This window comes from Planktothrix tepida PCC 9214 (assembly GCF_900009145.1).
In the GTDB taxonomy this organism is placed as follows: domain Bacteria; phylum Cyanobacteriota; class Cyanobacteriia; order Cyanobacteriales; family Microcoleaceae; genus Planktothrix; species Planktothrix tepida.
Genome location: NZ_LN889782.1, coordinates 968,070 through 993,356 on the forward strand (window position 1 = coordinate 968,070; position 25,287 = coordinate 993,356).

Here is a 25,287-nt window from a genome sequence, read left to right on the forward strand (position 1 = left end):
TTTTCAGTAAATAGTAATCAGTCATCAGTTTTTGGTTTTTATCCAACAGTTAACAGCTATTAACTATTAACTATTAACTGAAAGATATCTACTCTTAACTGATAACTGATAACTGATAACTGATAACTGAATTACTGTTTGATCTTTTTTTAAAACCCTATTTATATCAACTGTTGTATGAATATTGCTGTTGTCGGTTTAAGTCATAAGACCGCGCCTGTTGAAGTACGCGAAAAATTGAGTATTCCTGAACCTCAGTTAGAAGCTGCGATCGCTCATTTATTAAGTTATCCTCATATTGAAGAAGTTGCGATTCTCAGCACCTGTAACCGTTTAGAAATTTATTTAGTCGCCACAGAAACTCAACCGGGAATTCGGGAAGTTACTCAATTTTTATCAGAAAAAAGTAAGTTATCTTTACATCAATTACGCCCCCATTTATTTACTTTGCTTCATGATGATGCCATTATGCACTTAATGCGAGTGGCGGCGGGTTTAGATAGTTTAGTTTTAGGGGAAGGTCAAATTTTATCTCAAGTTAAACAAACTCATAAATTAAGTCAGCAATATAAAGGGATTAGTCGCATTCTGAACCGTTTATTTACCCAAGCGGTGACGGCTGGAAAACGGGTGAGAACGGAAACAAGCATTGGTACGGGTGCAGTTTCTATTAGTTCTGCGGCGGTGGAATTAGTTCAGATGAAAGTCCAGAACTTAAGTAATTATCGCATTACGATTTTAGGTGCGGGTAAAATGTCGCGTTTATTGGTTCAGCACTTATTATCAAAAGGTGGGAACCAAATTACCATTTTAAATCGAACTTTAGGGCGTGCTAAAGAATTAGCTCATCAATTTCCTGATGCGAATTTAAAAATTGATACGATGTCGGAAATGATGTCTGTAATGGCTAATTCTGATATTGTGTTTACTAGCACTTCAGCGACAGAACCAATTGTAGATCGCTCTAAGTTAGAAACGATTTTAACCGCCTCTCAATCCTTAATGTTAGTCGATATTTCTGTCCCTCGGAATGTCGCTACTGATGTGAATGAGTTAGCCCATGTTCAAGCTTATAATGTGGATGATTTAAAAGCGGTTGTCGCGCAAAACCACGAAAGTCGCCGTCAAATGGCTCAGGAAGCGGAAGTTTTATTGGAAGAGGAAGTACAAGCCTTTGATGTTTGGTGGCGCAGTTTAGAAACAGTACCCGTGATTAACTGTTTACGCGATAAAATTGAAGGAATTCGAGAACAGGAGTTAGAAAAAGCTTTATCTCGTTTAGGGACAGAATTTGCTGATAAGCATCAAGAAGTCATAGAAGCCTTAACGCGAGGAATTGTGAATAAGATTCTCCACGACCCGATGGTACAACTTCGCGCTCAACAGGATATTGAAGCTCGACGTCGGGCGATGCAAACCTTACAGACCTTATTTAATTTAGAGCCTGAAAAAAATTCCAGCCAGCAATATAGTTAGGTGGGCTCTGTTTTTCCTGGATTGTTTCTACCAATAACGCGGCGATCAAAAACTGTTTTTGATCGTCGTTAACCCTATTTGTCTAGGGAGATAGGGGAATTAATAACAATCTCCAAGGATTACAACCCACGAAGAACCAAGGTTTCACCCCAGTTTGACAGACCATCATTAATTGAGAATCAAGCCAGAATCCCCTGTAAAAAGGGCGATCAGGTTTAGCCGAGGACATTAAAACTATTGAGTTTGCTTTTTCCCTAGAGCAAAAAATAACTAAAAACAGCCAGCCAAGGGATTTATAGACACCCCTAACCTAAAAAGTGGGTGATTGCAAAAGACCTCTTGAAATCCCTAAGCAAGCTTGCAATAATAAAAAACAGAAAGGCACATTACGAGGGTTTCAAGGAGCTGGAAGTGATGTGTTTATGGGAGCACAATACTTCCAGCGTTCTTGCTTTTTTTCAATGAAACCCGTCAAAGTTCGCCTAGTTATTAAAAAATCAAGTAGATCAGAGTGTATTTAGTAACAACACATCTGCTCAAGATTATACACAAAAATTGTCGAACAGGCTACATTGCTCTTCAAAAAACATTACAATTGCTACATTTATTCCCCTGAATAGGGACTTGCTTTGCAAGTCCTGTATTTTAATTTTGGATTGCGGTTTTTAGATCTTGACAAAATCGACCAATATCTGCTAATGCCTGTTCCGGTGTTCCCTCAGCTAATCGTTTGACAAAAGCACTTCCAACAATCACCGCATCCGCACCCCAATCTCGCATTTGGGTGGCTTGTTCGGGTTGAGAAATCCCAAACCCAACTCCAATGGGTTTATCCGTGAGAGTTCGCATTTCCTTGAGAATATCTTCAACACGGGTTTGGACTTGCGAACGCATCCCCGTTACCCCGGTAACACTGACTAAATAAATAAACCCTTGAGATTGACGAGCGATTAATTCAATTCGTTCTTTAGGGCTGGTCGGTGCCACCAGTAACGTGACTTCTATGCCGATTTGACGGGCAGGTTCTAGTAAAGTTTCGGCTTCTTCTAAAGGTAAATCCGGTACGACTAAACCCCTAGCTCCCGCTTGATAAATCTGTTCTAAAAAGGGTTTAATCCCTCGGTGCAAAATGGGATTATAATAGGTAAATAAAATAATTGGGGCTTTCAGCGTTGGGCTAACAGTTGCCACCATTTCTAATACTTGATCTAAACGAGTTCCTTTTTGTAAGGCGCGAGTTGCAGCCGCTTGAATAACAGGCCCATCTGCCAATGGATCAGAATAAGGAACCCCCAATTCAATTAAATCCGCTCCATTTTGATCCAGAACTTGTAAAGCTTTCGCCGTTGTTTCTAAGTTCGGATCACCGGCGGTAATAAACGGAATTAAAGCACAGTTTTTTTTGTCCGAAACTCGTAAAGATTCAAAGCATTGAGAAACAGAAATCATTCAAATAAACTCAAATAAACTAATTAATTATCCAATAACTTCAGATCCATTGAAGAAGAGAAAAATAAAAGACTTAACTCCTTTTCTCTTCTTCAACTTCAGCTTGAAGTTGAGCCAGTTCTTCTGGAGTCATTTCTTCCAGTCGTTTTTGTAATACCGCATCTTCATAGTTTTTAAGTTGTTGGTTATAAGTCATTTTATGAGTACCAACTCGAAATAAATAAGTTAGTAACCAAATCACTAAACCCCCCACTAAAACCGCTTGACTCCAGATTCCAGCATCGGCGCTATCAAAACCTATCCCTTGGAAGATGAGGTAAATCAATCCACCGCTTAAAAAGACAAGAATTGTAATGACAATGACATCAATTCGTCGCATTAGCTGGCAATTTTTCGAGGTTGAGGACGTAAATTCAAGAAGGGTGCAAGCAGAATTAATCCAGGGAAAAAGAAGAAGACTAAAAAGTACATAAAAGCTCGTTCAAAGGAACTGGCTACATACCAACGAGCATTCATATAGGCATATAAAGCAGCCGGAAGCACTAATAAATAAGCACCAGCAAGAGCCGCATAGAGTAATAGGGTAATCAGTAGCATAATTGCAGGTTTAACGATAAACAGCAGCTAACGTTAGACAATTGTAAACTATAGTGCCCACTGGAGGGAATAGGGACAGGGCTATTTGATTTTCTGCAAAAACGAGTGTTACCTTTCCCCCGACCCGTCTCCAAGATGACTATAGTGCTACTTGAAGAGGGAACAGGGAATAGGGAACAGGGAACAGTAAGAATTGAAAGGGTTTTAGAGTTTAAAAATGTCCTAACCGTCATGCGTAGCGCCATATATTTGAGTTCAGGGGCTAATATCTGTATCGTCGAGAGAGGACTCCCGCCACAGCGTAAGACTTCGGCGTGAGACTTCGGCGTGAGCTCAGTCGAACGCTTGACGGGGGAGTGTCAACAAAAATAGCGTGAGTCCCCACCCGTACCCGTCAACAGTCAATACCCCTAAGTTAAGGCGAAAACAGAGACTTTTCCAGCAATGCGTTGGGCGATCGCCGTTAATTCTAAAGCCGAAGCTGAGTTAGGATCAGAAATCACAATGGGAATTCCTGCGTCTCCCCCTTCTCGCACGGGCATTTCTAAAGGAATAGCACCCAAGAGGGTAACACCAAGCTCGTGAGCGGTTTTTTCGCCTCCGCCAGAACCAAAAATATCGTATTTTTTATCCGGGGCATCAGGGGGGATAAAATAACTCATATTTTCCACAATTCCCAACACCGAAACCCCCAACTGTTGGAACATTTTTAACCCTTTCCGGGAGTCAAGGAGAGAAACTAACTGAGGTGTTGTCACAATTACGACCCCAGACATGGGAACCGCTTGGGCGAGGGTGAGTTGAGCATCTCCGGTTCCCGGCGGCATATCCACCAAAAGATAATCTAATTCACCCCAATTAACTTGATAGAGAAATTGACGAATAATCCCATTTAACATGGGGCCACGCCAAATCACAGGTTGATCTTTATCGATGAGAAATGCCATCGAAACCAACTTTACCCCATGATTAAATGCAGGTTCTAGGACTTCTCCTTGGGGACTTTGCTGCACCCTGACTTGAGCATCTGCCAACCCTAACATCGTGGGGTCATTAGGGCCATAAATATCCGCATCAATTAAACCAACTTTCGCACCCGTTTGAGCTAAGGCAACCGCAACATTAACCGCAACGGTACTTTTTCCGACGCCTCCTTTGCCACTGGAAATGGCTAGAATATTTTTAACCCCTGGAATACCTTGACGGTCAGGTAAAGCTTTTTGTTGAGGGGTTTCGGCGGTAACATCAACAACAACCGTTTCCACCCCTGGGAGTTGTTTAACGGCTTTTTGACAATCTTCGACGATAAATTCCCGTAGGGGACAAGCAGGCGTGGTCAGGACTAAGGTAAAGCTAACCTCACCCCCTTGGATTTTCAGGTTACGAATCATGTTTAATTCCACCAAACTCTTTTGGAGTTCAGGGTCTTGTACAGGTCGTAACACCTCTAAGACTGTGTTGAAATCAAGCATATTGAATCAGAGTGTTTCCAATTTGAGCAATAAATGAAGGGCTATTGTCGGGAGTAGAGAGTCTATCCCCCGTCTATTATTCAAGAATTCGGCAATTTAACGGCTCTTCATATTTTGATAATAAGTGTTAAAAACGCTTAAGCTAACTTCAAATTAAAGTAAAGAAGATTTACAGTCTCAGAAATTTAAGGCATCAGTAGCCATTAGCCACTTGACTCCAGGGACACAATATAGACATGATCATAACGCTTGGCGAGATTAAAACAAATGGTTCGCCAAACAAGATAGGTTAAAAAAAAATTATGACAGCTTCTCAGATATCGGAAATTACTACGCCCCAGTTGATCCCTCCGACTGACTCCAAAACCCGTGTCAGTGAGTTTATGAAACAAATCCAGGATGAAATTTGTCAAGGCTTAGAAAAACTCGATGGCCTTGGCAAATTTAGAGAGGACTCTTGGGATCGCCCAGAAGGCGGTGGCGGTCGGACTCGTGTGATTCGAGATGGGGATGTGTTTGAACAAGGGGGAGTGAATTTCTCCGAAGTTTGGGGCGAAACATTGCCTCCTTCAATTCTGACACAACGTCCAGAGGCAGCCGGACAGGGATTTTATGCCACAGGAACCTCAATGGTACTCCATCCCCGCAATCCCTATATTCCAACGGTACACCTTAATTATCGCTATTTTGAAGCGGGGCCTGTATGGTGGTTTGGGGGCGGGATTGATTTAACCCCTTATTATCCCTTTGCTGAAGATGCTCACCATTTTCATCAAACCTTAAAACAAACTTGCGATCGCCACCATGAAGAGTATTATCCTGTATTCAAACGTTGGTGTGATGAATATTTCTATTTGAAACATCGCCAAGAAACACGAGGGGTGGGGGGCATCTTTTTTGACTATCAAGATCCCCAAAGTCAACTTTATAAAGGCCCTGATCCGAAAGGAACAGCAGCCTTGTATAGTAATGAAGTGGGAACCCCAGATTCGAGAGATTGGGAATCTTTGTTCAGTTTTATTCAAGACTGTGGACAAGCTTTTCTACCTGCTTATGGGCCGATTGTAGAACGGCGGCGTTCTCATGAATACGGAGATCGAGAACGACAGTTCCAATTATATCGGCGAGGTCGATATGTGGAATTCAACTTGGTTTATGATCGAGGGACGATTTTTGGCTTACAAACCAATGGTCGTACTGAGTCCATTCTCATGTCTTTACCGCCTCTGGTACGATGGGAATATGGCTATGAGCCGGAACCGGGAACTCCAGAAGCAGAATTGTATGAGACTTTCTTAAAGCCTCAAGATTGGGCGAACTGGACTGCTCCTAACTCACAGGTCTAAGTTAAACTACTGTCAGATAAGCAACCAACGCAATATCAAAAATTCCGAGGGGACGGTCAGTGATTCATATCGATCAAAAAGAACATACGACCCAGGATGGTACAAAGGTCATTGTCTTGGCACCAACAGGACGCCTAGACATCACAACAGCTTGGCAATTCCGCCTCAAGTTGCAGGAATGTATATCTAAATTGAGTCGCCATGTCGTAGTAAATCTAGGTCAAGTGAACTTTATTGATAGTTCGGGTCTGACTTCACTGGTTGCTGGAATGCGAGATGCTGACAAAGTGAAGGGTAGCTTCCGAATTTGTAATGTTCATCCAGAAGCCAAACTGGTATTTGAGGTGACCATGATGGATTCTGTCTTTGAAATTTTTGAGACGGAAGATGAAGCCCTTGAAGGTGGGGTAAGAGAAAGTTCAGGGGGGGACAATCGCCCCCAACCCAGACAGGGCCGGGGTGGGTTAGAAACCCATAAACCCACAGAAAAATAGCAAGCTTATCCAGTAATCTTTCTATCTCTCTTGTCGCCCCCTGAAAAGAGCCAGTGGAAATCAGATCACGGCACGCTAACCCTACTCGGCTTTCTGTCAAAACAAGAGGCGTACTTCTGTACGTCTCTCAGCAGAAGCCTGATCTGAACAAATTTTCAGTTGGGATTGAGATTAAAGGTCATTAGGCAGTAAAGAAGCAAAACAAGACTGTTTTTGGAATTGAAATGGCCCTAACATCGCCCCCCACAATGGTTTTCCAGTGGTAGGGTCAATACCTTTGTCATAGCTGAAAAATTCATCCTGGGTGGCTTCAAAACCCAATTCAACTTGATAGGTTTTGTTTTGATAACTAAAGCAACAGATTTGGTCTTTTGGAGGTATGGCTTTGAATCGATAATGATTAGGGCTTAAGACTTGATAAGTAATATTTAAGGTACAACCGGGCAAAAGTTTTAAATCCTCTGGGGTAAGATGTTGCAACCGTTCTGGATCTTGTCCAGCACCTTGCACCTGAGAAATATTTTGAGGCATATAATATTGAGCCTCTAAAGGGAACTCAGGATTAAGGGAGGAGCGTAACTGAATAAACCGAGGACGATAGGGTTGATTCAGGTTAACAATATTGGCTTGTTCGGCAAATAGGATCAAGCTGGGTTCGGGAAACAGATTGAAGGGAACTGGACGATGCCAGAGGTGTAAATGGACATACCAAACGGGGTCAGCCAAGGCTTGGGCTTGATTATTAAACTCTCCCGCCATATATTCCGCTAAAGCTCTAAGTTCAGGGGATATTACCATTGGTTGTTTCCGTTGTGATTGTTTAATTTCTAGGATTCAAAATCCTGAACACAAAAAAATTAAAATAGTATTTAGTCCCTTTTAAGATTGGCTTGTGAACAACATCCGCACGGTTTCAGATACAAAGCGTACTTTTTACAGTCTACACACTCGCCCGATCAATTCCATCTATCGTCGTGTGGTCGAGGAGTTGATGGTGGAAATGCACTTGCTCTCGGTCAATGTTGACTTTAGCTATGACCCCATTTATGCGTTGGGTGTTGTAACAGCTTTTGATCGCTTTATGCAAGGGTATCAACCGTCATCCGATCAAGACTCGATTTTTAATGCGCTGATCAAAGCACAACAAGATGACCCGCAAAAATATCGGGGTGATGCTCAACACTTAACAGAATTAGCCAAAACTCTATCGGTTAAAGATTTAATTGTTAATTTAAAGGCTTCTCCTGATGAAGTTGCGGAGACTGAGTTGCTAGGATATTTCCGAACCGTCGCAACTAATCCCAAATGGAAATACAGTCGCTTGTATGCCATTGGTTTATACACCTTGTTAGAGGTTGCTGATCCCAATGGAATTCAAGACAAAGCTACAGGCGAACAAATCTTAACTCAACTGGCTGAAGCATTACACTTGCCTCAAGATAAACTGCTCAAGGATTTAGATCTCTATCGCAGCAATCTTGAAAAAGTGGCGCAAGCCCGCATCATGATTGAAGAAATGACCCAAGCGGAACGGAAGAAACGGGAACAACGAGCTAATGAAGCGGTTGGCTTAAATTGAACGCAGCCAAAAGTTCCCCATTAACATCTCTCAATCAGGAGTTATGAGAGGTTCAGGTTAATCAAAGTTGTCCATCAGCAACCCTGATTGATCTGAACCTATCCCCAACTCAATAATCCTGACCAATTTCATGAACTGAGGAGGTGTTAATCGGTTTAGAGGTCATGTTAGAGGTCGGGTCATAGTTTTGGGCATAGGTCTGTAATAGTGAACTGACTTGAGATAAGACGGCTTCCCCTGTAGATTTCCCGAGAACCGTTTGATTTTGAGCCGCACGGTTTAAGTTACGCTCAATCGCTTCTTTAACCTGATTGGCAATCAGCACTTGGAGTTCTTCTTTGGCTCTTGAGCGTTGATATTGGGCTCCTTCTTCCGTTGTGGCATAGAGGGGAGGAAGACGATTTAACGCATAGGCAGCAATATCCCCCACATCTAAGCTTTGCTCACTATTTTCTTCAATTTCTGCAACCCGAGCGATCGCTTCACTCAGGACTAATTCCTCCATCACATTAATAAATTGTTTCCGGGGTAAAACGACGACTTCACCCGTTAACAAGGCTCCCATCAACCGATCCAGAGCCATATATTCTTCAATGGAAAGTTCTGAGGCGGTATTACAAATTCGTCCAACCTCTGCCTCCATTGAGGGGGTCAGATAACCATCTTGCAATGCTTGCTCAACAATCTTTTCAATACTCATAATGCTTTTACACTTCGCATCATTATGTTTAACTGCTCTTGCCTAAAATATTCCCTAAAAATAGAAATTAATATACTCAGGGAATTAGGTTGAACCGAGCCATAATCTAGGGTTTTGTTTTTTTAACATTCGCTAAGAATATCATATTCAGGCTATGGCTACTTCTTCTAGGATACCATTGGCAAGGTGATGGGAATTAACCGGATGAATCTGGGGAAATACAAATTTAATCAATGGCTGCATAACGCCAGGGAACCGGATCAACAGATTGACCCTGCACATAGAGTCCCCAATGGAGATGGGGGCCGGTAGAAGCCCCGGATGAACCCACCGCCCCAATCACTTGACCCGCTTGGACAAAATCCCCCTCTTTCACATCAATCCGGCTGAGGTGCATCAAAATACTCCCCACCCCTTGACCATGATCTAAACCAATCACATTGCCATGAATCTGAAATCCTTCTGATTCCCGTCCCACCAGGGCGACTCGTCCAGCCGCTGGGGCAATCACCGGGGAACCCATCCCCCCGGCATAATCCACCCCTCGATGATAATAGTCCTCAGCAAAATCCCCATTGTAGTAACGACGCACACCATAAATCGTGGTAATTTCACCTGAATTCGGTCGTAAAAAAGGGCCGTTCCAATATTTTTCCGGGGTGACAAGGGCTTTAAACGCATCGACGCGATCAAATTCGTGATCGGTTCCCTGGAGTTCTTCTTTATCCGGGGGTAGCCAAATCGATTGAGTCGGAAAATCGCGATCGCGCAGTTGTACCGTTACATTCTGTACCTGTGTCCCATCATTAACTTGTAGGGATTTGGTTCCCGGCTGATCTAAAGGCGTGGTGGGTAATAAAACCCGCATTCGGTTCGGGCCAATGGCAAACATGGGATAAGTTTTCCCCTGCCAAGTCACCGTGGGTTGGGTTGCTGAAGCAGCAGACTCCAAAACCACAGACAGGGTATCTCCCAACTCAGGAGAGGAGGGATTCACTCGTACCTGGGCTGCGAATCCTGGAAGGGCCAGGACGACTGCAACCGTGATTAGGCTTAACATTAACGACTTGATCCCCCTACGCACTTTCAGTCTCATCTTTACTCTCTCCAATATTGATGGATCGTCCGGTAAAATTTTAGGGCTGATGTCGGAATCTTGACAATTTTAGTATCCTTAGAATAAGTAACAGAACGTTACATTGAATCACTTAGTCTAAGATAAACCGTGCCAGAAGATTTTCGCTTAATTGTAGATTTAGTTCTTGTCCTTGCGGCGGCGACGATTGGAGGACTGTTAGCATCTTTACTCCGACAACCTGCGATTCTGGGTTATTTGATTGGGGGAATGATTGTTGGCCCTAGTGGATTAGGGGTAATTAAAGAATTAGTTCAGGTGGAAACCCTCGCTCAATTTGGAGTCGCGTTTCTTCTCTTTGCCTTAGGGGTGGAATTTTCCTTTGCGGAATTAAAGAAAGTTCAAGGAATTAGTTTAGGAGGAGGGGGGTTACAAATTGTTTTTACAATATTAATTACCGCCCTAGCTATGGGAATTTTGGGTTGGGATACTTCTCCGATTCAAGGCATCTTTTTAGGGGCAATTTTATCTTTGTCTTCAACGGCGGTTGTCCTCAAATGTTTGATGGAACGCAATGAAATGGCAACCCCGCAAGGTCAGGTGATGCTAGGAATTCTGGTGGTACAGGATTTAGCCTTGGGGTTAATGTTAGCGGTGTTACCTGCTTTAAATCAACCCCAAGGTAATGTGATTTTTGAAGCCGTAGGACGCTCACTTTTATTAATAGGATTATTTGCTTTAGGGGCTATTATTGCGGGGATTTGGATGATTCCTCGGCTGTTACGATTTTTAGCCCAAACCGAAAGCCGAGAGCTTTTTTTATTAGGGGTTGTGGCGTTATGTTTAGGGATTGCACTATTAACAGAACATTTAGGGTTTTCCATTGAAATGGGAGCCTTTGTTGCCGGGTTAATGATTTCTGAAGTGGAATATGCGGATCAAACTTTAACCTATGTGGAACCGATTCGAGATATTTTTGCAGCTTTGTTTTTTGTCGCAGTGGGAATGTTAATTGATCCGGTATTTCTGTGGCAACATTTAGAATTAATTATCGGATTAATGGTATTAATTGTAGTGGGGAAAACCTTAATTATTATTCCGATTGTTAAACTATTTGGCTATTCTTGGAGAACGTCAATTATTACGGGATTGGGATTAGCTCAAATTGGAGAATTTTCCTTTGTTTTAGCCAGTGCAGGGCAAGGATTAGGTTTAGTTTCTCGACGGATTTATTTATTAATTGTGGGAACCACAGCCCTGACATTAATTATTACCCCGTTTATTTTACAATTTGCACCTAAACTCTTAGACTGGATAGAAGAAAAATGGGATTTGTCGAGTGTTTTAGAAAAAAGTCAGAAAATTAAGGAAATTTCTGAAGAATTACCCCAACAAAACCATATTATTGTGTGTGGATATGGACGAGTCGGGAGAAATTTAGTTCGGCTATTACAAAGTCATAATTATTCGGTTGTTGTCATTGATCAATCGGAACAATCTGTACAGGAATTGAGAAATAATAACATTCCTTATTTATATGGAAATGCGGCGAGTTTGCACGTTTTAGAAACCGCCGGAGTGGATCGGGCAACCTCAATGGCGATCGCTCTTTCTGATCCAATGAGTACCCGATTATGCTTAAAACGATCCTTAGAATTTTCACCGAATTTAGATGTAATTGTTATCGCTGATCGGGATAAAGATATTGAACTTTTGTATCAATTGGGTGCGAAAGAAGTTGTACAACCTGAGTTTGAAGCGAGTTTAGAATTATCGACTCATTTATTAACAAGAATGGGTTTACCTGAAAATAAAATTAAACAGGAAATGCAAGAAATTCGTCAAGATCAGTATTCGGATTTTCGCCCTAAACAATCTCCTCAAGAAGTGGCGCGGGATTTACAGCAAGCGACTCAAGAAATGAATAGTAAATGGTATACCTTACCCCCGACTTCTCCCTTAACAGGAATGACTTTAGAAGAAAGTAATATTCGTCCGATGACGGGAATTAGTGTGATGGCAATTCGCCGTTTGACGGGGGAAGAAATTGATTATCCTGATGGTCAAACTCGTTTAGAAAAGGATGATAAATTATTAGTTGTGGGGGAAACGGCAGCGTTAGAAACGTTAGATCAATTGGCAAAAGGGGAGGTGACAATTCCCGCAGAAAGTATTTCTTGTCAATGGTTAAATATTCCTGAAAATAGCACGGTGATCGGTAAACCTTTATCTAAATTAGATTTAGCAAATCGTTTTAGGGTACAAGTTCAAGCTTTACGTCGAGAAGATAAATTTTATCGCTGGCCGAATCGAAATTTAGATTTGCAAGTCGGCGATCGCTTATTACTGTGTGGTAGCTTTCATGATTTAAACCAAGCCAGACGAGAAGTAATTCCTGTTAATATTCCGCCTTTGAAGATATTAAAAGAAACCGAGGAGGATTTAACAATTAAAAATTAAGGGTGTTTACAGTTAACGATTGGCTGTTGACTTAAAACCATTGTCCTCCCCGAAAACGCCATTGGGGGAATAAAATTCTAATTAGACTTTGTGAAGTGATAAAAATAGCAGTCCAAACACAACTGTAGTGAAAAATAAATAATCCTAAATTAAATTTAGAGGGAGAAATACCAGGTAAACCGATCATTTTGATCAAGGTTACTAAAAATAACGCTTCCCAAATCCCGGCTAAGAGTTGAAAAGCTCCTGGCCAATCTCGATCCCAGCGAAATTTTTGAAGCTTGATATAGAGAATATCCCACAAAAATCCAAAACAAGTAATATATCCTAAAATCCAAAAATAAATTGATCGGGGTTGATCACCGATTTGTAGTATAAAAAAAGCTAAGGTTACTAAAACACCAATAGTTGCAAACAGAAATAGACGAGTTTGCCAACGTCCGATTAATGTTGGAGTCATGGAGATAAAAATTGAAAATTTTAGCAGAGATTATTGTAAATTTTTGTTAAAGACTTTGATTTTATATTCCTCTAATCAGTTTAGAATATTATAATATAAATTGATAGCATTGCACCCGGATTGAGCGCCCATTGTGTTAATTATGGGCGTTTTTTTATAAAAAATTGACTCTTCAGTATTGAGAATACTATTCTATCTTAATTTAATATTCAATTATCCGAATACTATTGGGCGGAATGGCTACATTAACCTGTTGACCGATTGTAAAGCGTTGTAAATCATCTTGATGGCAATTTTGAATACGAATCATGATGACCATTTTATCAGTTAAACGGACATTATAACGGGTATCCGTTCCTAAATAAATTGATTCTTCAAGGATTCCTTTCCAAGTTTCAATATTGGGGTCATTTGTCTGATTTTGAGAATGATTAGGATAGAGAGTTATTTTTTCAGGACGAATCACTAAATTAATAATTTGTCCTTCAATAACGGGTTGAGAGGTTGTCAGATGAAGGGTGAGTTGTTCATCGACTAAAATTGTGATTTCTTGTCCTTTAATTTGGGTGACTCGTCCCGTTAAAACGTTAGTTTCTCCAATAAAATCAGCTACAAATTTAGTTTTAGGATATTCATAAATTTCCAGGGGGGTTCCGACTTGTAATAATTCTCCATGATTCATGACACCAATGCGGTCGGACAGGGTTAATGCTTCTTCTTGATCATGGGTAACATAAACAAAAGTAATGCCTAATTGTTTCTGCATTTTTTTGAGTTCTAACTGCATTTCTTTTCGCAGTTTTAAGTCTAAAGCACCCAAGGGTTCATCAAATAATAACACTTTAGGCTGTTTAACTAATGCTCTTGCTAAGGCTACCCGTTGTTGTTGTCCACCGGAAAGCTGACGGGGATAACGAGTTTGGAAATCCGTTAATTTAACTAAAGATAATGCGTCTGCGACTCGACTCTTAATTTGAGGACGAGGCAAATTTTCCATTTCAAGTCCAAAGGCTACATTTTCCGCGATGGTTAAATGGGGAAATAACGCATAATTTTGAAAAACGGTATTGACTGGACGATGAAAGGGAGGACGATTTTTCATCGGTTCTTGATGAATTAAAATTTCCCCAGAAGTCGGAAGTTCAAATCCAGCAATCATTCTTAATGTTGTGGTTTTTCCACAGCCTGATGGCCCTAACAAGGAGAAAAATTCTCCGGTTTTGATTTCTAAATTAACTTGATTAACAGCCAAGAATTCTTTGCTATTTAATCCTTTAAATAATTTAGAAACGTTCAATAATTCCACCGCAAGATTCATAAACCAGCACTCCCTATTCTCACCCTAAACCTGAAACTTGATTATTTACCGACACCGACTTTAACTTCTGTCCAAGCTTGATCATAGAGTTGGGTCGCTTCTCCGACATCTTGAAGATATTGAAGTTTGTCAAAAATTTCTGGAGGAGGATAAATACCAGAGTTTTTTAAGTTTTTTGCTTCAATTAATTTTTGATCAATTGCAACTTTGTTGGGGGAAGCAAAATCAATAAAATTAGAAATTTTTGCACTATTTTCAGGTTCTAAAACAAAGTTAATAAAGGTTTCAGCGAGTTTTTTATTGGGTGCACCTTTGGGAATCACCATATTATCCATCCCAATAATACTCCCTTCTTTGGGAATTACATAACGTAAATCTGGATTTTCTGCCATTACTTGAAAAATATCACCACTATATTCCATTGTTAAACTCACTTCTCCTTGATTTAACAATTGTTGACCTGTATCGGGTACAAATGCAGCAATATTATCTTTATTTTGAATCAGAAAATCTCGCGCCTTTTGGATTTCTTCGGGGTTTTTCGTATTAGGACTATAGCCTAAATACATTAGAACAGCCCCCATTGTATGGCGCATATCATCTAATAAACCGACTTTTCCTTGATATTTTGGATCGACTAAGGCTGACCAACTGTTAATTTCTTCTCCTGTTTTTTTCAGGTTATATCCTATCCCTAAAGTCACCCATTGATAGGGAATACTATATTTATTACCGGGGTCATAAGGAGGATTTAAAAATTTAGGCTCAATATTTTTAATGTTAGAGATGTTAGCACTCTCTATTTCTTCTAACATTTGTTCATTAATCATGATTTTAACCATATAATCAGGAGGGAAGGCTACATCATAACCGGGGTTTCCCGCTTTTAATTTAGCGTAGAGGCTTTCCGCACTATCATAAGTATCATAATTAATTTTTACTTGATATTTTTGTTCAAAGGCTTTAAGAACTTCCGGGTCAATATAGGTTGACCAGTTATAAAGATTGAGAACATTTGCAGTAGAGGGACTTGGGGGAGTATTAGATTGATTTTGTGTACATCCGAAGGGCAAAAATATGCCTAAACAGAATAATAAAATTAAGGTTAAAATTCGTTTCATGTTGGGAAAATAAATATTAGGGAAAATAGATAGGGTTGTGATGTATCAAGTTATAAGCAAAGCCCATCGTATAATTGTAAACTGAATGGGGTGTAAAAACAAGACTGTTTAAATTTTAATTAGGATTAAGTGTTGTCAATGTTTAACACTGACTTGATCTTGCAATTTCAAAGATGAGATGACTAAGAAAAGAGAAGCCAATAACATCAAAGTTGAAATCGCATTAATGACTGGAGTGATGGACAATTTAATCATGCCATAAACAAATAAAGGCAAAGTTGTTGCGCCAACTCCTGTTGTAAAAAATGTGACAACAAAATCATCTAATGATAAGGTGAAAGCTAATAATGCACCGCTTAAAATAGCCGGAAAAATTAAAGGGAAGGTAACTCTCCAAAAGGTTTTCCATTCATTTGCCCCTAAATCTAAAGCAGCTTCTTCTAAAGCCGGATCTAAGTCAGCTAAACGCGCTCTCACAGTAATAGTAATAAAGGCAATACTAAAAGTTGCATGGCTAATTATAACGGAAGGTAAGCCTAATGTTAAGCGAATTCCAGTTAGATTTTCAAGGATTCTAAAAAATAACGTAAAAAAGACTAATAAAGATACCCCTAATGTAATTTCAGGAATAATAATTGGTAACAATAATAATGCTTCTAATACTTTAGAACCGGGAAACCGAAAGCGTTCTAAAACTAATGCCATCATTGTTCCTAGAATAGAGGCAATTACAGTAGAAACAATAGCAATTATTAAGCTATTTTGCAGAGAAATCCAGAGACTTTGAGTAGAAATATCGGCGGTACTTTCTGTTAAGCCACTGAATAACTTTTGATACCATTTTAAGGTAAATCCTGTCCAATTGGAATTCAACCGAGAAGCATTAAAGGAATAAATAATTAAGATTAAAATTGGTAAGTAAAGAAACGTGAGAGCAAAGGTGGCTTGTAGGGCTAGTCCTCGTCTTCCCCAAGCATAAATAAAAGTCTCAAGAGTTGCGGTTTTCATTATATTTATTAAATAGAATTTTCCGAATTAGAACTGCGAAAATAAATCATGACCGGAATTAAGACTAAAATCATTAATCCCATTGATAAGGCTGACCCAAAAGGCCAATGACGAGCTTGTAAAAATTGATTTTGAATTAAATTACCCACCATAACCGTTTTTGCACCTCCGAGAATATCGGGGGTAATAAATGCACCTAAAGCCGGAATAAAAACCAAAATAGACCCGGCTATAATTCCAGGAGAAGTTAAGGGTAAAATTATTCTAAAAAATGTTCTAATATCGTTTGCTCCTAAATCTTGGGCTGCTTCAACTAAAGAAAAGTTTAATCGTTCAATCGTCGCATAGAGGGGAAGAATCATAAAGGGTAAATAACCATAAATTAGACCCAGAATAACAGCAAAAGGAGTAAACAATAAGTTTAAAGGTTCTTGAATTAAATTTAAACTTTGGAGTACAGTATTAATCACACCTTCAGAACGCAAAATAATAATCCAAGCATAGGTTCTAACCAAGAAATTTGTCCAGAAGGGAATAATCACTAAAAATAAAAGTAGATTGCGCCAACGTGGAGAAGCAGTGGCAATAAAAAATGCTAAGGGGTAACCAATAATTAAGCAAATTAAAGTTGTTAATGCTGCTAGTCCGAGGGAACGCCCAAAAACATTTAGGTATAAATCATTGGCTAACCTTTGATAATTGCTCCAGGTAAATTCCCAAGTGACTCCTCCATAAGTTCCTCGTTGTAAAAAACTATAAATGAAAACAATCACCAGGGGAATAATAAAAAAAACAAGTAACCAAATTGTCGGGGGAAGTAATAAGAGCGATAAGTTTTTTGTTTTTCGGGTTTCTAGGGTTGAATGAGATGATTTTTGCAGCAAGAAAGCCATAAATCAAAATTAAGAATATTGGAGTCAAGGGATGAGGAAGTCAGCAGAGAATAAATTAAGGTTCAAGAGTTGATTTCCGATCCAAAATCAGCTATCATGCAACGGGAAAACACTATCCAGCTAAAATTCGCTGTGAGTTGCCGTGCAAACGCTTCATTTACCTGAATCAAATCATCCCCTGGTCAAATCTCTATTTCATCACAAAGACCAGGAATTGTTAACTCTGTTTCAGAATTATCCTGATCAGGGGAAATACTTTGTTGCTATTTTCTGCCGCTATGGTTTAATTGTCTATACATTAATTCGTCATTCGGTACGCTCCCCTGTACAAGCCGATTATTTATTTTCTCAAACCTGGCGACATATTTTTTATGAAATGCGTCCTTTAAATTTAAGGGAACAAGAGAATACAGACGGGGGAACCACGCTACAAAACTGGTTAATTAATGTTACCGCAGTTTGTATTAATCAAGCCGAGTTACCCCCTGTAGAATCAATTCAATATTCTTTATCCGCAGCACCCCCTCCTCTCTGGTGTTATGTGGGATTAGTATTAGATCGAATGGAACCTTTATTAAGGTTAATTCTCGTCATGGCGCAAACTTTTCATTGGAGTGAAACTCGTATTTCTGCTTACTTGCAAGCTGAGGGAGAGTCTGTTTCTCCGAATGAAATCAAAGAACTATTGAACGGAGCTTATCGCACACTAGAGGAAAATTTACCCACTGATATTCGGGAAATTTATCTTAATGAAAAGAGTTTGGCTTCTCAGTTAGAGCAAAATCCCGATCAACAAATATTAAAGCCTTAAATTGGTAGGGAAAATGCGAATCGAAATTAATTCAAAAATACACTTCCTGTTTCCGTAATATTGAGAGATCTCGTATCAATATTTAAATCATTGGTCACTCGGAATTGAACTTCTAAAACCCCAGGGGAAGTTTGCTTGGGTTGAACAAGTAATAAACCTCCATCTTGGCGACGATAGGTTAACGTAATCGGAGGTGAACCTTGTACTTGAATGGTTGAATTTTGCACTAACCATTCTTCACGAGTTCCCCCAATCACTTGATATTGAATGGGTACATTTGCATTATTAATTAATTTAAGGGTTACGACTCCATTGACTGCACCAACTCTTGCACTAGGTAAAGGAAATTGAGGGGGAATATTATTTGTTTCAGCATTAGAAGAATTAGAATTAGAATTAGAGGGTGTTGAATTAGAGGGTGTTGTGGCAGGTGCTGCTTGTGGTTGTGATGGTTTACCAGGAGGGGGGCCACCTGCTAATGTGATTGTAGAGAAAGAGGTAAATCCTCCACCTACTATAGCGAGGAACACAATAATCAAGCGGGATAAAGTGGCTTTCATGATCCATCTTCCTTTAATAAATATTTACAAAATTTGGGATCAGTTGATTTAATCCAGTTTAAGCTAGATTAACAATTTGAGGCTGTAATTTGTTTTTTGTTTAACTTTTACAGAAAATCTGCTGTTGTTCAAACCCTCACCTTTGATATTGATGAGTTTTTACACTGAATTCAGACTTGCTCTATAATGGGTACATCATCCTGATCCGATTCACCCAAATAGGTAACAGGTTAAAACCCAATATTGTGATCATTTTAGCTATGAAATTGCTCAGAAAATTCCCAATTTTTATCTTAACCTTCAGTGTTCTGATTGTCTCTATGTTAGCAATCGTACAACCCCTTTTAAATTCACGGCATACTCATCAGTTAGTGGCTCAATTCATCCCCATCATTCGTACTAAAGTTGCCTTTGTAACACCTCAAAATTCCCGGAATCAGGTTATTGAAAAAAACATCAGCCTCAATCAAATTTCTGCTACCTTAGCTTCAACGTGGACAACGACGGATCACAGCAACACTGCTATTACAGGATGCAATTGTCCTCAATGTCAATTAACCGTTTAATTTAACTTAACGAATTACTTCTGGTGTTGGCTAAAATTTAAAAACAACATCAGAAGTTTATCATTTTAAGCAACTTCCCTCTCTAAAAGAAACAAATTAATCAGAACTCTTTTGCTATTTTAACCCAAACTTCAATTCCTTTTTGAGTCGGTTTACCCGTGGAGGTAAATGTCCAAATACTTCGTTTTTGTTCGGGGCCATAACTAATATGAATCGGTCTATTTTTACCATAAAAATAGAGAGAATCAAAGGGAAGCCGTTTTTTTAAAATCCAATCAACTAATTGATCACTCTCTAATTCTAAAATCAGGAAATCACAAGCCGCTCCTAATCGTTTACAGTAATACTCTCCATTCTGTTTAACTTCATGGGCAATATGTTGATCAAGGTTAGGAGCAACTCGACCATTTTTTAATCCGGTTATCGGATCTTTTTTCTCCAAATAAATTCTTAAATTATGGGAACAAAAACCGTAAGTTAGCTTAAATCTAGCTAGACTAAAATAGTCAATAACGGGATCAATAATATAATAATTTAACGCTTTTAAAGCTTGAATTGATTCTTCAGAATTAGGATAAGGATTAATTTGATCTGAATATTTTTGATAAGTATTTGTACAGGTACAAAAATGATTTAAGCTGAGATATTTTCCTAATAGAACGTCTATCATGGGCAATTGACTCAATTTTTGATTATCATATAATTGATAATAGCCGAATGCGAAACGACGAAAGCTGGTTTTGTAGTTAACCCAAACACCTGATCTTCCAAGCCTAAACCATTATGTCTCATCAAACCGAAACCTCACTCACCCAGGAACTCAAAAGCCATATCCTCATTTTAGGGGGAATTGTGGCATTGCTGTGGATTATTGAAATTATTGATTTTTTTGTATTTAGAGGCACATTAAATCGCTTAGGGATTCGTCCCCATAGTTTACAAGGGTTAGAAGGCATTTTTTTCGCCCCGTTTTTACATGGGAACTTTAATCATTTAGCAGCCAATACTTTACCTTTAATTACATTGGGTTGGTTTATCATGCTGCGGGGTGTTAAAGATTTTTTTGTAGTCACATTCATAACCATGATGGTTAGTGGTTTAGGAGTGTGGTTATTTGGTTCTCCCTATACCATTCATATTGGGGCGAGTGGCGTTATTTTTGGATATTTAGGATTTTTGTTATTAAGAGGATTTTTTGAACGCAGTTTCGTTTCCATTGCGTTATCCTTACTGGTAGGTTGGCTTTATGGAGGCTTAGTTTGGGGAATTTTACCCTTACAATATGGGATTTCTTGGCAAGGACATCTATTTGGATTTATCGGCGGGGTCTTGGCTGCACAAATGCTGGCTCAATCTCACCGAACTAAAGCATAATTTAGATTAACCCAAAATTCTCATTCATTAGGTAACATACATTTAAAACCCTCTGTACCAGAGTCAGAAGCATGGCTCCAGAGGTTAAACCAAATTATAATATAAAAGGGTTCATGGACTGGCTTTCAATTTCTGGAAATTGGGTTTTAATTCCCCCTCGTCCTCAAGCAATCGTGCATTTTTTAGGAGGGGCATTTGTGGCAACAGCACCCCATTTAACCTATCGTTGCTTATTAGAAGAATTAGCACATCAAGGTTATGCAATTGTTGCGACTCCTTTTGTAAATACCCTCGATCATACCGCCATTGCTAAAGACGTTTTATGGACATTTGAAGATGGGTTAGAAGATTTATATGATCTGCAATTCTTAAAACGGCGAGGTTTACCGATTTATGGATTAGGACATAGTATGGGATGTAAAGTACATTTGTTAATGGGTTCTTTATTTCCCATAGAAAGATCGGGGAATATTTTAATGTCATTTAATAATTATGCTGCTCGTCAATCAATTCCCTTGGTTGAACAAATTTCTCAAGTTATGGACGTGGAATTTACTCCCTCTCCTGAAGAAACAAACCGTTTAGTCGGCGATCGCTATCAAATTCGACGGAATCTTTTAATTAAATTTTCTAAAGACACCATTGATCAAACGTCTAACTTACATCAAATTTTAGATCAACGGTTTCCAGGGTTAACAACCTTGCAAAAACTCAACGGTGATCATCAAACTCCCCTAGGTCAAAATGTTAGTTGGTCAGTAGGAGAAACCTTTACCCCTTTCGATGCTGTCGGTCAATGGATTAAACAAGCGGTTTATCAAGATTTAAACCAACTCAAAAAACAAATTTTGTATTGGTTAAATCCTTTAATGTCCGTTTAAAATACAGAAGTTTAAACTCAAGCCTTATTAGGAAATATTTATGTACAGATGGAACAATGGCAAGACGCTATCGTTTGCTATCAAGAAGCGGTTAAAGCTTATCATCAAGCTACCGAATTAGCCAAAAAATTAGTGAATTAAAAGTTTCCTAATTCCCTTTATACAACAGCCAAAGTATTACCTTTGTTTCCTTTTGAGGGAGTAGAGGTAATACTTTTCCCTATCAACCCCAATTAACGATGTTTATTAATGGCTGATTCAATATCCTCTTGGGTTAAAGAATTAACAATAGTTAAACTAAAAGGAGAAGTTTCTCCTCTCTGGATATAACCCGCATTCAAATAAGGTAAATATTCGGTTTGATTGCGAATATAACGATTAAAAAATACCAAACTAATTGCTTTCAAATAAGGAAAAGCTAATTCAGGTTCTGGGCCTATTAATTGAGGAGGAACCGGAAGAACGGATTTTTCTCCAGGTTCTAAGAAGGAAAAATGGGTTCCTCGCTCTAATAACATCAAGTATTTATTTGGACTGGTTAACCAAGAAAAGGGATAAATTTGTTCAGGTACTGCGGGAGCGATATAATCATCACTACCCCCAATCATTAAGATCGGAATTTTGATTTGACTCATCCCTTCTTGACCAAAAACAACACTTGTAATGGGATTAATGGCAATAATTGCTTTTACTCGTTCATCTTTAAGATTTTGACCTTCATTGGCAACGGAACTAGCTTGACATTGCAGTAATATCGAAATATTTAAGGTGAGTTGTCGGTTAACAGACTCTGCACACTCTTGATTAATTTTACGGGTATTAAATCCTGCACCCCCTACCGCTAAAGCCGTATAACCGCCGTAAGATTGACCTAAAACACCGACATTATTTAACAGTAAAGGACTGGGAAATTCAGAATTTTTAGCTTTTTGTTCTAAAAGATTGAGAACAGAAGTAATATCTAAGGGACGATTAATAAAGACTTCTGGGCCAGGAGGAGGAGCATTCCCGGCTAAGAAATTAGCCAACCCATTTGCACTGGTTTCTAAATGTTCAGGAACTGCAACAAAATACCCATGAGAAGCTAAATGTTCGGCTAAATATTTAAACGTAGTTCGGTCGGAACCCAAACCATGAGAAATCACAATTACCGGAGTCGGAGTAGAAACTTGAGGGATATAAACATCAACCGGAGAAGAAATATTTCGTTGAGTATGTTCATAAGTAAAGGTTTCTTTTTTCCATTGAATTGTACCCGGCTCTTTCAATTGAGTGGGTGGATTATTAATAGCAGGATTATCGGTTTGTGTTTTCGCCTGTTGGTTAATCCAATTCATGACAGATTTATCTTCATAAATAACTTGAGATAAATCTCGAATGGCTTCTACAGCAAAGTTAACATCAATTCCTAGGGTTTGACCCGGAAATTTTTGTAAAACGCCCAGTAAAGTCAAACCTCCGGGTAGTTGAGAAGCTTGATTAATTGCCGTTTTTAGAGCCGTTACACCATTTTCACCGTTATCTGTTTGGATAAAATTCCCAAAGCGAGTTAACATTGTTATACCCATGGTCGTGTTATTAAATTGTTCAATACTCCAAGGGCTGGCGGTCATCGGAGTCAATAAAAGTTGACGCAGTTTTTCAGCATCTTCAACCTTCAAAACTTTGCCATAAATTGATAAAACGGGGGAAACATCTCCTGTTTTTGCAAAAGTTTCTAAGTCTTTAACAGAAATAAAAGCCGTACCAATATTATACCGGATAGCAATTGTTTCAGCCGCAACTGCTGAACTGGTTATAGCACTCAAACCAGATATTATTCCTAATGAAAATTTTAAAAGTTGGAAGTAAAAAAAGCCAATAGTTTTCTTGTTTTGAGTGTATTGTCTATTATTCTCTTGTTTAATCGGTGATTTCATGGGGTATTAGAATAAAACGAATAACCTGATATTATCATTAAAGTTTTAATTTGGTAAAGTTATTCCGAGGTAACACCATTAATTGCATTGGTTAATTGGTTAGGTGTTAAAGATTGAATTAAACTGACCGGATAAAGGGGATCACTAATGGTTTGAGTATAAGCGGCGTTCAGATAGGGTTTGTATTGAGAATTTTGGCTAAGGTAGGTTTGAAAAAATGCTGTACTTAAAGCTTTAATATAAGAGCGAATAATTTCTGATGTCGGAATAATTATGCTTGAATTTCCTAATACTTCCGATGCGTTTTCAGAAGTAATATCATAAAAATGAGTGGCATGATTTTGCAAGACTAAATATTTATTAGAAGTGGTTAACCAAGTAAAAGCATTTAACTGTTCTAACAACGCTGGAGCTAAAAAATCTTCGGTACTTGCTGTGATGAAAACTGGAATTTTAATTCGACTTAAACCCGATTTTCCTAAAATACTACTATTCACCGGATTTAATATAAAAATAGCTTTGACTCTGGGATCTTGTAGCATATAATTTTCCGGCCGAAGTTCCAACGCTCGACACTGAAGAAATAGGGAAGGATTTAAGGGAATATTCGGTTGTTGACAGTCGGTTTTAAGCTGGGTAAAATCAAGGGTTGCTCCTGCTAATGTTAAGGCTGTATATCCTCCTAATGAATGACCAATAACCCCTACATTTTGTAAATTTAATTGCTGATTAAACTTAGTGGAATTAAGTTTTTCAAGTTGGTTGAGTAATTCAGTAATATCTCTAGGTCGATCCAGAAATTGTTCAGGTTCAAATAAGTCTTTTGCGTCTCCATTGAGTAAGGATTGAAATTGCTGATAATCACTTCCTGGATGTTGAGGAACAGCGACTACAAAACCATAGGAAGTGAGATGTTTAGCTAAATTTTCAAATCGTGAGCGATCAGAGGCTAATCCATGAGAGATAACAATCACAGGATAAGATAATGTCTGTGAATTTTGCCCCTCTGGAGAAATAGGTTTCGGAAGATAAATATCTACTTCAAAGCGACGATTATTGTGAGAATTATTGACCGTTAGGGTTTGTTTTGTAGACGTATAAAGTTTTCCTAAAATTCGCAAGTCTGGCATCTTACTAAAATTTGTAATCGTTGCTTTCTGGGCTTCTATTTCTGATAACACTGCTAACGATTGTGTGACCGCATGAGTTTGTCGAATAAATGCAAAAACTTTGGTTAATGTTTTTAAGGCGAGTTCCACATTCAAGCGAATTTCTGGACTGGGAAATTGACGCATAACTTCTAATACTGTAAACCCATTGGGTGCATTTGCGACATCAATTAAACTGGCACGAATGGCATCGGCTCCATTTTGTTCAGATTGAGTTTTAATGATGTTTCCAACATGAATTAAAAAAGCTACCAGTAAGGGTGAATTAACAAATTGTTCAATTGAAATATCGGGAGGTGTGTAACGGGTTTGCAAAAATTGTCTTAAACTTTGTTGTTGTTCAGGACTTAATAATCCTAGATAATTAGCCAAAGGTTCTTGAGGGTTAATTTTACCTTGATTAACATAATTTTCTAAAGAATCTAGGGAAATAGAAATCGTTGTTTTTCCCAAGGGGACAATAATAAATTCTGCGGCAACTGCGGGTAGAGTTGCAAACAGGATAGATACACTTGTTAATACAAAAGATACAAACCATTGCATCGTTTTCTTTTCCTTT

The 25,287-nt window shown here is 38.9% G+C and carries 25 protein-coding genes and 1 pseudogene; 10 read left to right on the forward strand and 16 right to left on the reverse strand.

The window, feature by feature from the left end; all coding sequences use genetic code 11:
* The first annotated feature begins 177 nt into the window (after positions 1–177).
* A complete protein-coding gene (locus PL9214_RS07175; protein ID WP_072718104.1) occupies positions 178–1,476 on the forward strand; it encodes a glutamyl-tRNA reductase in 1,299 nt (432 codons plus the stop codon).
* A 645-nt stretch (positions 1,477–2,121) separates the two neighbouring features.
* Here the strand turns inward: PL9214_RS07175 and trpA are convergent.
* The 4 genes from trpA to PL9214_RS07195 all read right to left on the reverse strand — a co-directional run bounded on the left by trpA (position 2,122) and on the right by PL9214_RS07195 (position 4,994).
* Positions 2,122–2,925 (reverse strand): tryptophan synthase subunit alpha, encoded by an 804-nt coding sequence (gene trpA / locus PL9214_RS07180; protein WP_072718105.1) that lies wholly within the window; start codon positions 2,923–2,925, stop codon positions 2,122–2,124.
* Between the two features lie 73 nt (positions 2,926–2,998).
* Positions 2,999–3,304, reverse strand: a complete 306-nt coding sequence (locus PL9214_RS07185) for a DUF3007 family protein (protein WP_072718106.1) — start codon at positions 3,302–3,304, stop codon at positions 2,999–3,001.
* Positions 3,304–3,522 carry an NAD(P)H-quinone oxidoreductase subunit L gene (gene ndhL, locus PL9214_RS07190; protein ID WP_072718107.1) on the reverse strand — a complete coding sequence of 73 codons (219 nt, stop codon included), beginning with the start codon at positions 3,520–3,522 and terminating at the stop codon, positions 3,304–3,306. Before ndhL ends, PL9214_RS07185 begins: the two co-directional genes overlap by 1 nt.
* 410 nt (positions 3,523–3,932) lie before the next feature.
* A complete protein-coding gene (locus PL9214_RS07195; RefSeq protein WP_072718108.1) occupies positions 3,933–4,994 on the reverse strand; it encodes an Mrp/NBP35 family ATP-binding protein in 1,062 nt (353 codons plus the stop codon).
* Positions 4,995–5,296: 302 nt separating this feature from the next.
* Here PL9214_RS07195 and hemF point away from each other — a divergent pair, with 302 nt between their 5' ends.
* The gene (hemF, locus tag PL9214_RS07200) at positions 5,297–6,340 is read left to right on the forward strand and encodes an oxygen-dependent coproporphyrinogen oxidase (RefSeq protein ID WP_139294988.1); all 1,044 of its coding nucleotides are present in this window, start codon (positions 5,297–5,299) and stop codon (positions 6,338–6,340) included.
* Between the two features lie 59 nt (positions 6,341–6,399).
* Positions 6,400–6,759: pseudogene (locus PL9214_RS07205) on the forward strand (STAS domain-containing protein); the annotation flags it as partial.
* A 246-nt stretch (positions 6,760–7,005) separates the two neighbouring features.
* Here PL9214_RS07205 and PL9214_RS07210 read toward each other — a convergent pair.
* Entirely contained in the window at positions 7,006–7,632 is a 627-nt protein-coding gene (locus PL9214_RS07210; RefSeq protein WP_072718110.1) for a chromophore lyase CpcT/CpeT, read from the reverse strand.
* 94 nt (positions 7,633–7,726) lie between these two features.
* Here PL9214_RS07210 and psb29 point away from each other — a divergent pair, with 94 nt between their 5' ends.
* A complete protein-coding gene (gene psb29, locus PL9214_RS07215) occupies positions 7,727–8,413 on the forward strand; it encodes a photosystem II biogenesis protein Psp29 (RefSeq protein WP_072718111.1) in 687 nt (228 codons plus the stop codon).
* A 109-nt stretch (positions 8,414–8,522) separates the two neighbouring features.
* On the opposite strand, the gene PL9214_RS07220 is transcribed toward psb29, so the two are convergent.
* Complete coding sequence (locus tag PL9214_RS07220) at positions 8,523–9,113, reverse strand: late competence development ComFB family protein (RefSeq protein ID WP_072718112.1); 591 nt, start codon at positions 9,111–9,113, stop codon at positions 8,523–8,525.
* 226 nt (positions 9,114–9,339) lie between these two features.
* A complete protein-coding gene (locus tag PL9214_RS07225) occupies positions 9,340–10,209 on the reverse strand; it encodes a M23 family metallopeptidase (RefSeq protein ID WP_072718113.1) in 870 nt (289 codons plus the stop codon).
* Positions 10,210–10,338: 129 nt separating this feature from the next.
* On the opposite strand from PL9214_RS07225, the gene PL9214_RS07230 reads away from it, so the two are divergent.
* The gene (locus tag PL9214_RS07230; protein WP_072718114.1) at positions 10,339–12,648 is read left to right on the forward strand and encodes a cation:proton antiporter domain-containing protein; all 2,310 of its coding nucleotides are present in this window, start codon (positions 10,339–10,341) and stop codon (positions 12,646–12,648) included.
* A gap of 31 nt (positions 12,649–12,679) precedes the next feature.
* Here the strand turns inward: PL9214_RS07230 and PL9214_RS07235 are convergent, their stop codons facing one another.
* The 5 genes from PL9214_RS07235 to PL9214_RS07255 form a co-directional block, all read right to left on the reverse strand.
* A complete protein-coding gene (locus tag PL9214_RS07235) occupies positions 12,680–13,108 on the reverse strand; it encodes a hypothetical protein (protein ID WP_072718115.1) in 429 nt (142 codons plus the stop codon).
* A gap of 202 nt (positions 13,109–13,310) precedes the next feature.
* Complete coding sequence (locus tag PL9214_RS07240; protein WP_072718116.1) at positions 13,311–14,426, reverse strand: ABC transporter ATP-binding protein; 1,116 nt, start codon at positions 14,424–14,426, stop codon at positions 13,311–13,313.
* Positions 14,427–14,467: 41 nt separating this feature from the next.
* A complete protein-coding gene (locus PL9214_RS07245) occupies positions 14,468–15,547 on the reverse strand; it encodes an ABC transporter substrate-binding protein (RefSeq protein ID WP_072718117.1) in 1,080 nt (359 codons plus the stop codon).
* 135 nt (positions 15,548–15,682) lie between these two features.
* Complete coding sequence (locus PL9214_RS07250; protein WP_072718118.1) at positions 15,683–16,555, reverse strand: ABC transporter permease; 873 nt, start codon at positions 16,553–16,555, stop codon at positions 15,683–15,685.
* An 8-nt stretch (positions 16,556–16,563) separates the two neighbouring features.
* A complete protein-coding gene (locus PL9214_RS07255; RefSeq protein ID WP_072718119.1) occupies positions 16,564–17,448 on the reverse strand; it encodes an ABC transporter permease in 885 nt (294 codons plus the stop codon).
* Between the two features lie 142 nt (positions 17,449–17,590).
* On the opposite strand from PL9214_RS07255, the gene PL9214_RS07260 reads away from it, so the two are divergent.
* On the forward strand, positions 17,591–18,259 hold the full coding sequence (locus PL9214_RS07260; RefSeq protein ID WP_072718120.1) for an RNA polymerase subunit sigma-70: 669 nt from the start codon (positions 17,591–17,593) through the stop codon (positions 18,257–18,259).
* A 26-nt stretch (positions 18,260–18,285) separates the two neighbouring features.
* On the opposite strand, the gene PL9214_RS07265 is transcribed toward PL9214_RS07260, so the two are convergent.
* A complete protein-coding gene (locus tag PL9214_RS07265) occupies positions 18,286–18,819 on the reverse strand; it encodes a hypothetical protein (protein ID WP_072718121.1) in 534 nt (177 codons plus the stop codon).
* A 320-nt stretch (positions 18,820–19,139) separates the two neighbouring features.
* Between PL9214_RS07265 and PL9214_RS07270 the strand changes: the two genes are divergently transcribed.
* Positions 19,140–19,385, forward strand: coding sequence for a hypothetical protein (locus tag PL9214_RS07270; RefSeq protein WP_072718122.1), 246 nt, complete (start codon positions 19,140–19,142; stop codon positions 19,383–19,385).
* A 100-nt stretch (positions 19,386–19,485) separates the two neighbouring features.
* Here the strand turns inward: PL9214_RS07270 and PL9214_RS07275 are convergent, their stop codons facing one another.
* Positions 19,486–20,055 carry a hypothetical protein gene (locus PL9214_RS07275; RefSeq protein ID WP_072718123.1) on the reverse strand — a complete coding sequence of 190 codons (570 nt, stop codon included), beginning with the start codon at positions 20,053–20,055 and terminating at the stop codon, positions 19,486–19,488.
* A 113-nt stretch (positions 20,056–20,168) separates the two neighbouring features.
* Here PL9214_RS07275 and PL9214_RS07280 point away from each other — a divergent pair, with 113 nt between their 5' ends.
* The 3 genes from PL9214_RS07280 (at position 20,169) to PL9214_RS30500 (ending at position 21,781) form a co-directional block, all read left to right on the forward strand.
* Positions 20,169–20,759: a rhomboid family intramembrane serine protease gene (locus PL9214_RS07280; RefSeq protein WP_072718124.1), complete on the forward strand. Its 591-nt coding sequence runs from the start codon at positions 20,169–20,171 to the stop codon at positions 20,757–20,759.
* A 113-nt stretch (positions 20,760–20,872) separates the two neighbouring features.
* Entirely contained in the window at positions 20,873–21,640 is a 768-nt protein-coding gene (locus PL9214_RS07285) for a DUF1350 family protein (RefSeq protein ID WP_072718701.1), read from the forward strand.
* Between the two features lie 36 nt (positions 21,641–21,676).
* The gene (locus PL9214_RS30500; protein ID WP_367400317.1) at positions 21,677–21,781 is read left to right on the forward strand and encodes a hypothetical protein; all 105 of its coding nucleotides are present in this window, start codon (positions 21,677–21,679) and stop codon (positions 21,779–21,781) included.
* 92 nt (positions 21,782–21,873) lie between these two features.
* On the opposite strand, the gene PL9214_RS07295 is transcribed toward PL9214_RS30500, so the two are convergent.
* Positions 21,874–23,559, reverse strand: a complete 1,686-nt coding sequence (locus PL9214_RS07295) for an alpha/beta hydrolase (RefSeq protein ID WP_083579908.1) — start codon at positions 23,557–23,559, stop codon at positions 21,874–21,876.
* A 59-nt stretch (positions 23,560–23,618) separates the two neighbouring features.
* Positions 23,619–25,271 carry an alpha/beta hydrolase gene (locus PL9214_RS07300; protein WP_072718125.1) on the reverse strand — a complete coding sequence of 551 codons (1,653 nt, stop codon included), beginning with the start codon at positions 25,269–25,271 and terminating at the stop codon, positions 23,619–23,621.
* Between the last annotated feature and the right edge of the window lie 16 nt (positions 25,272–25,287).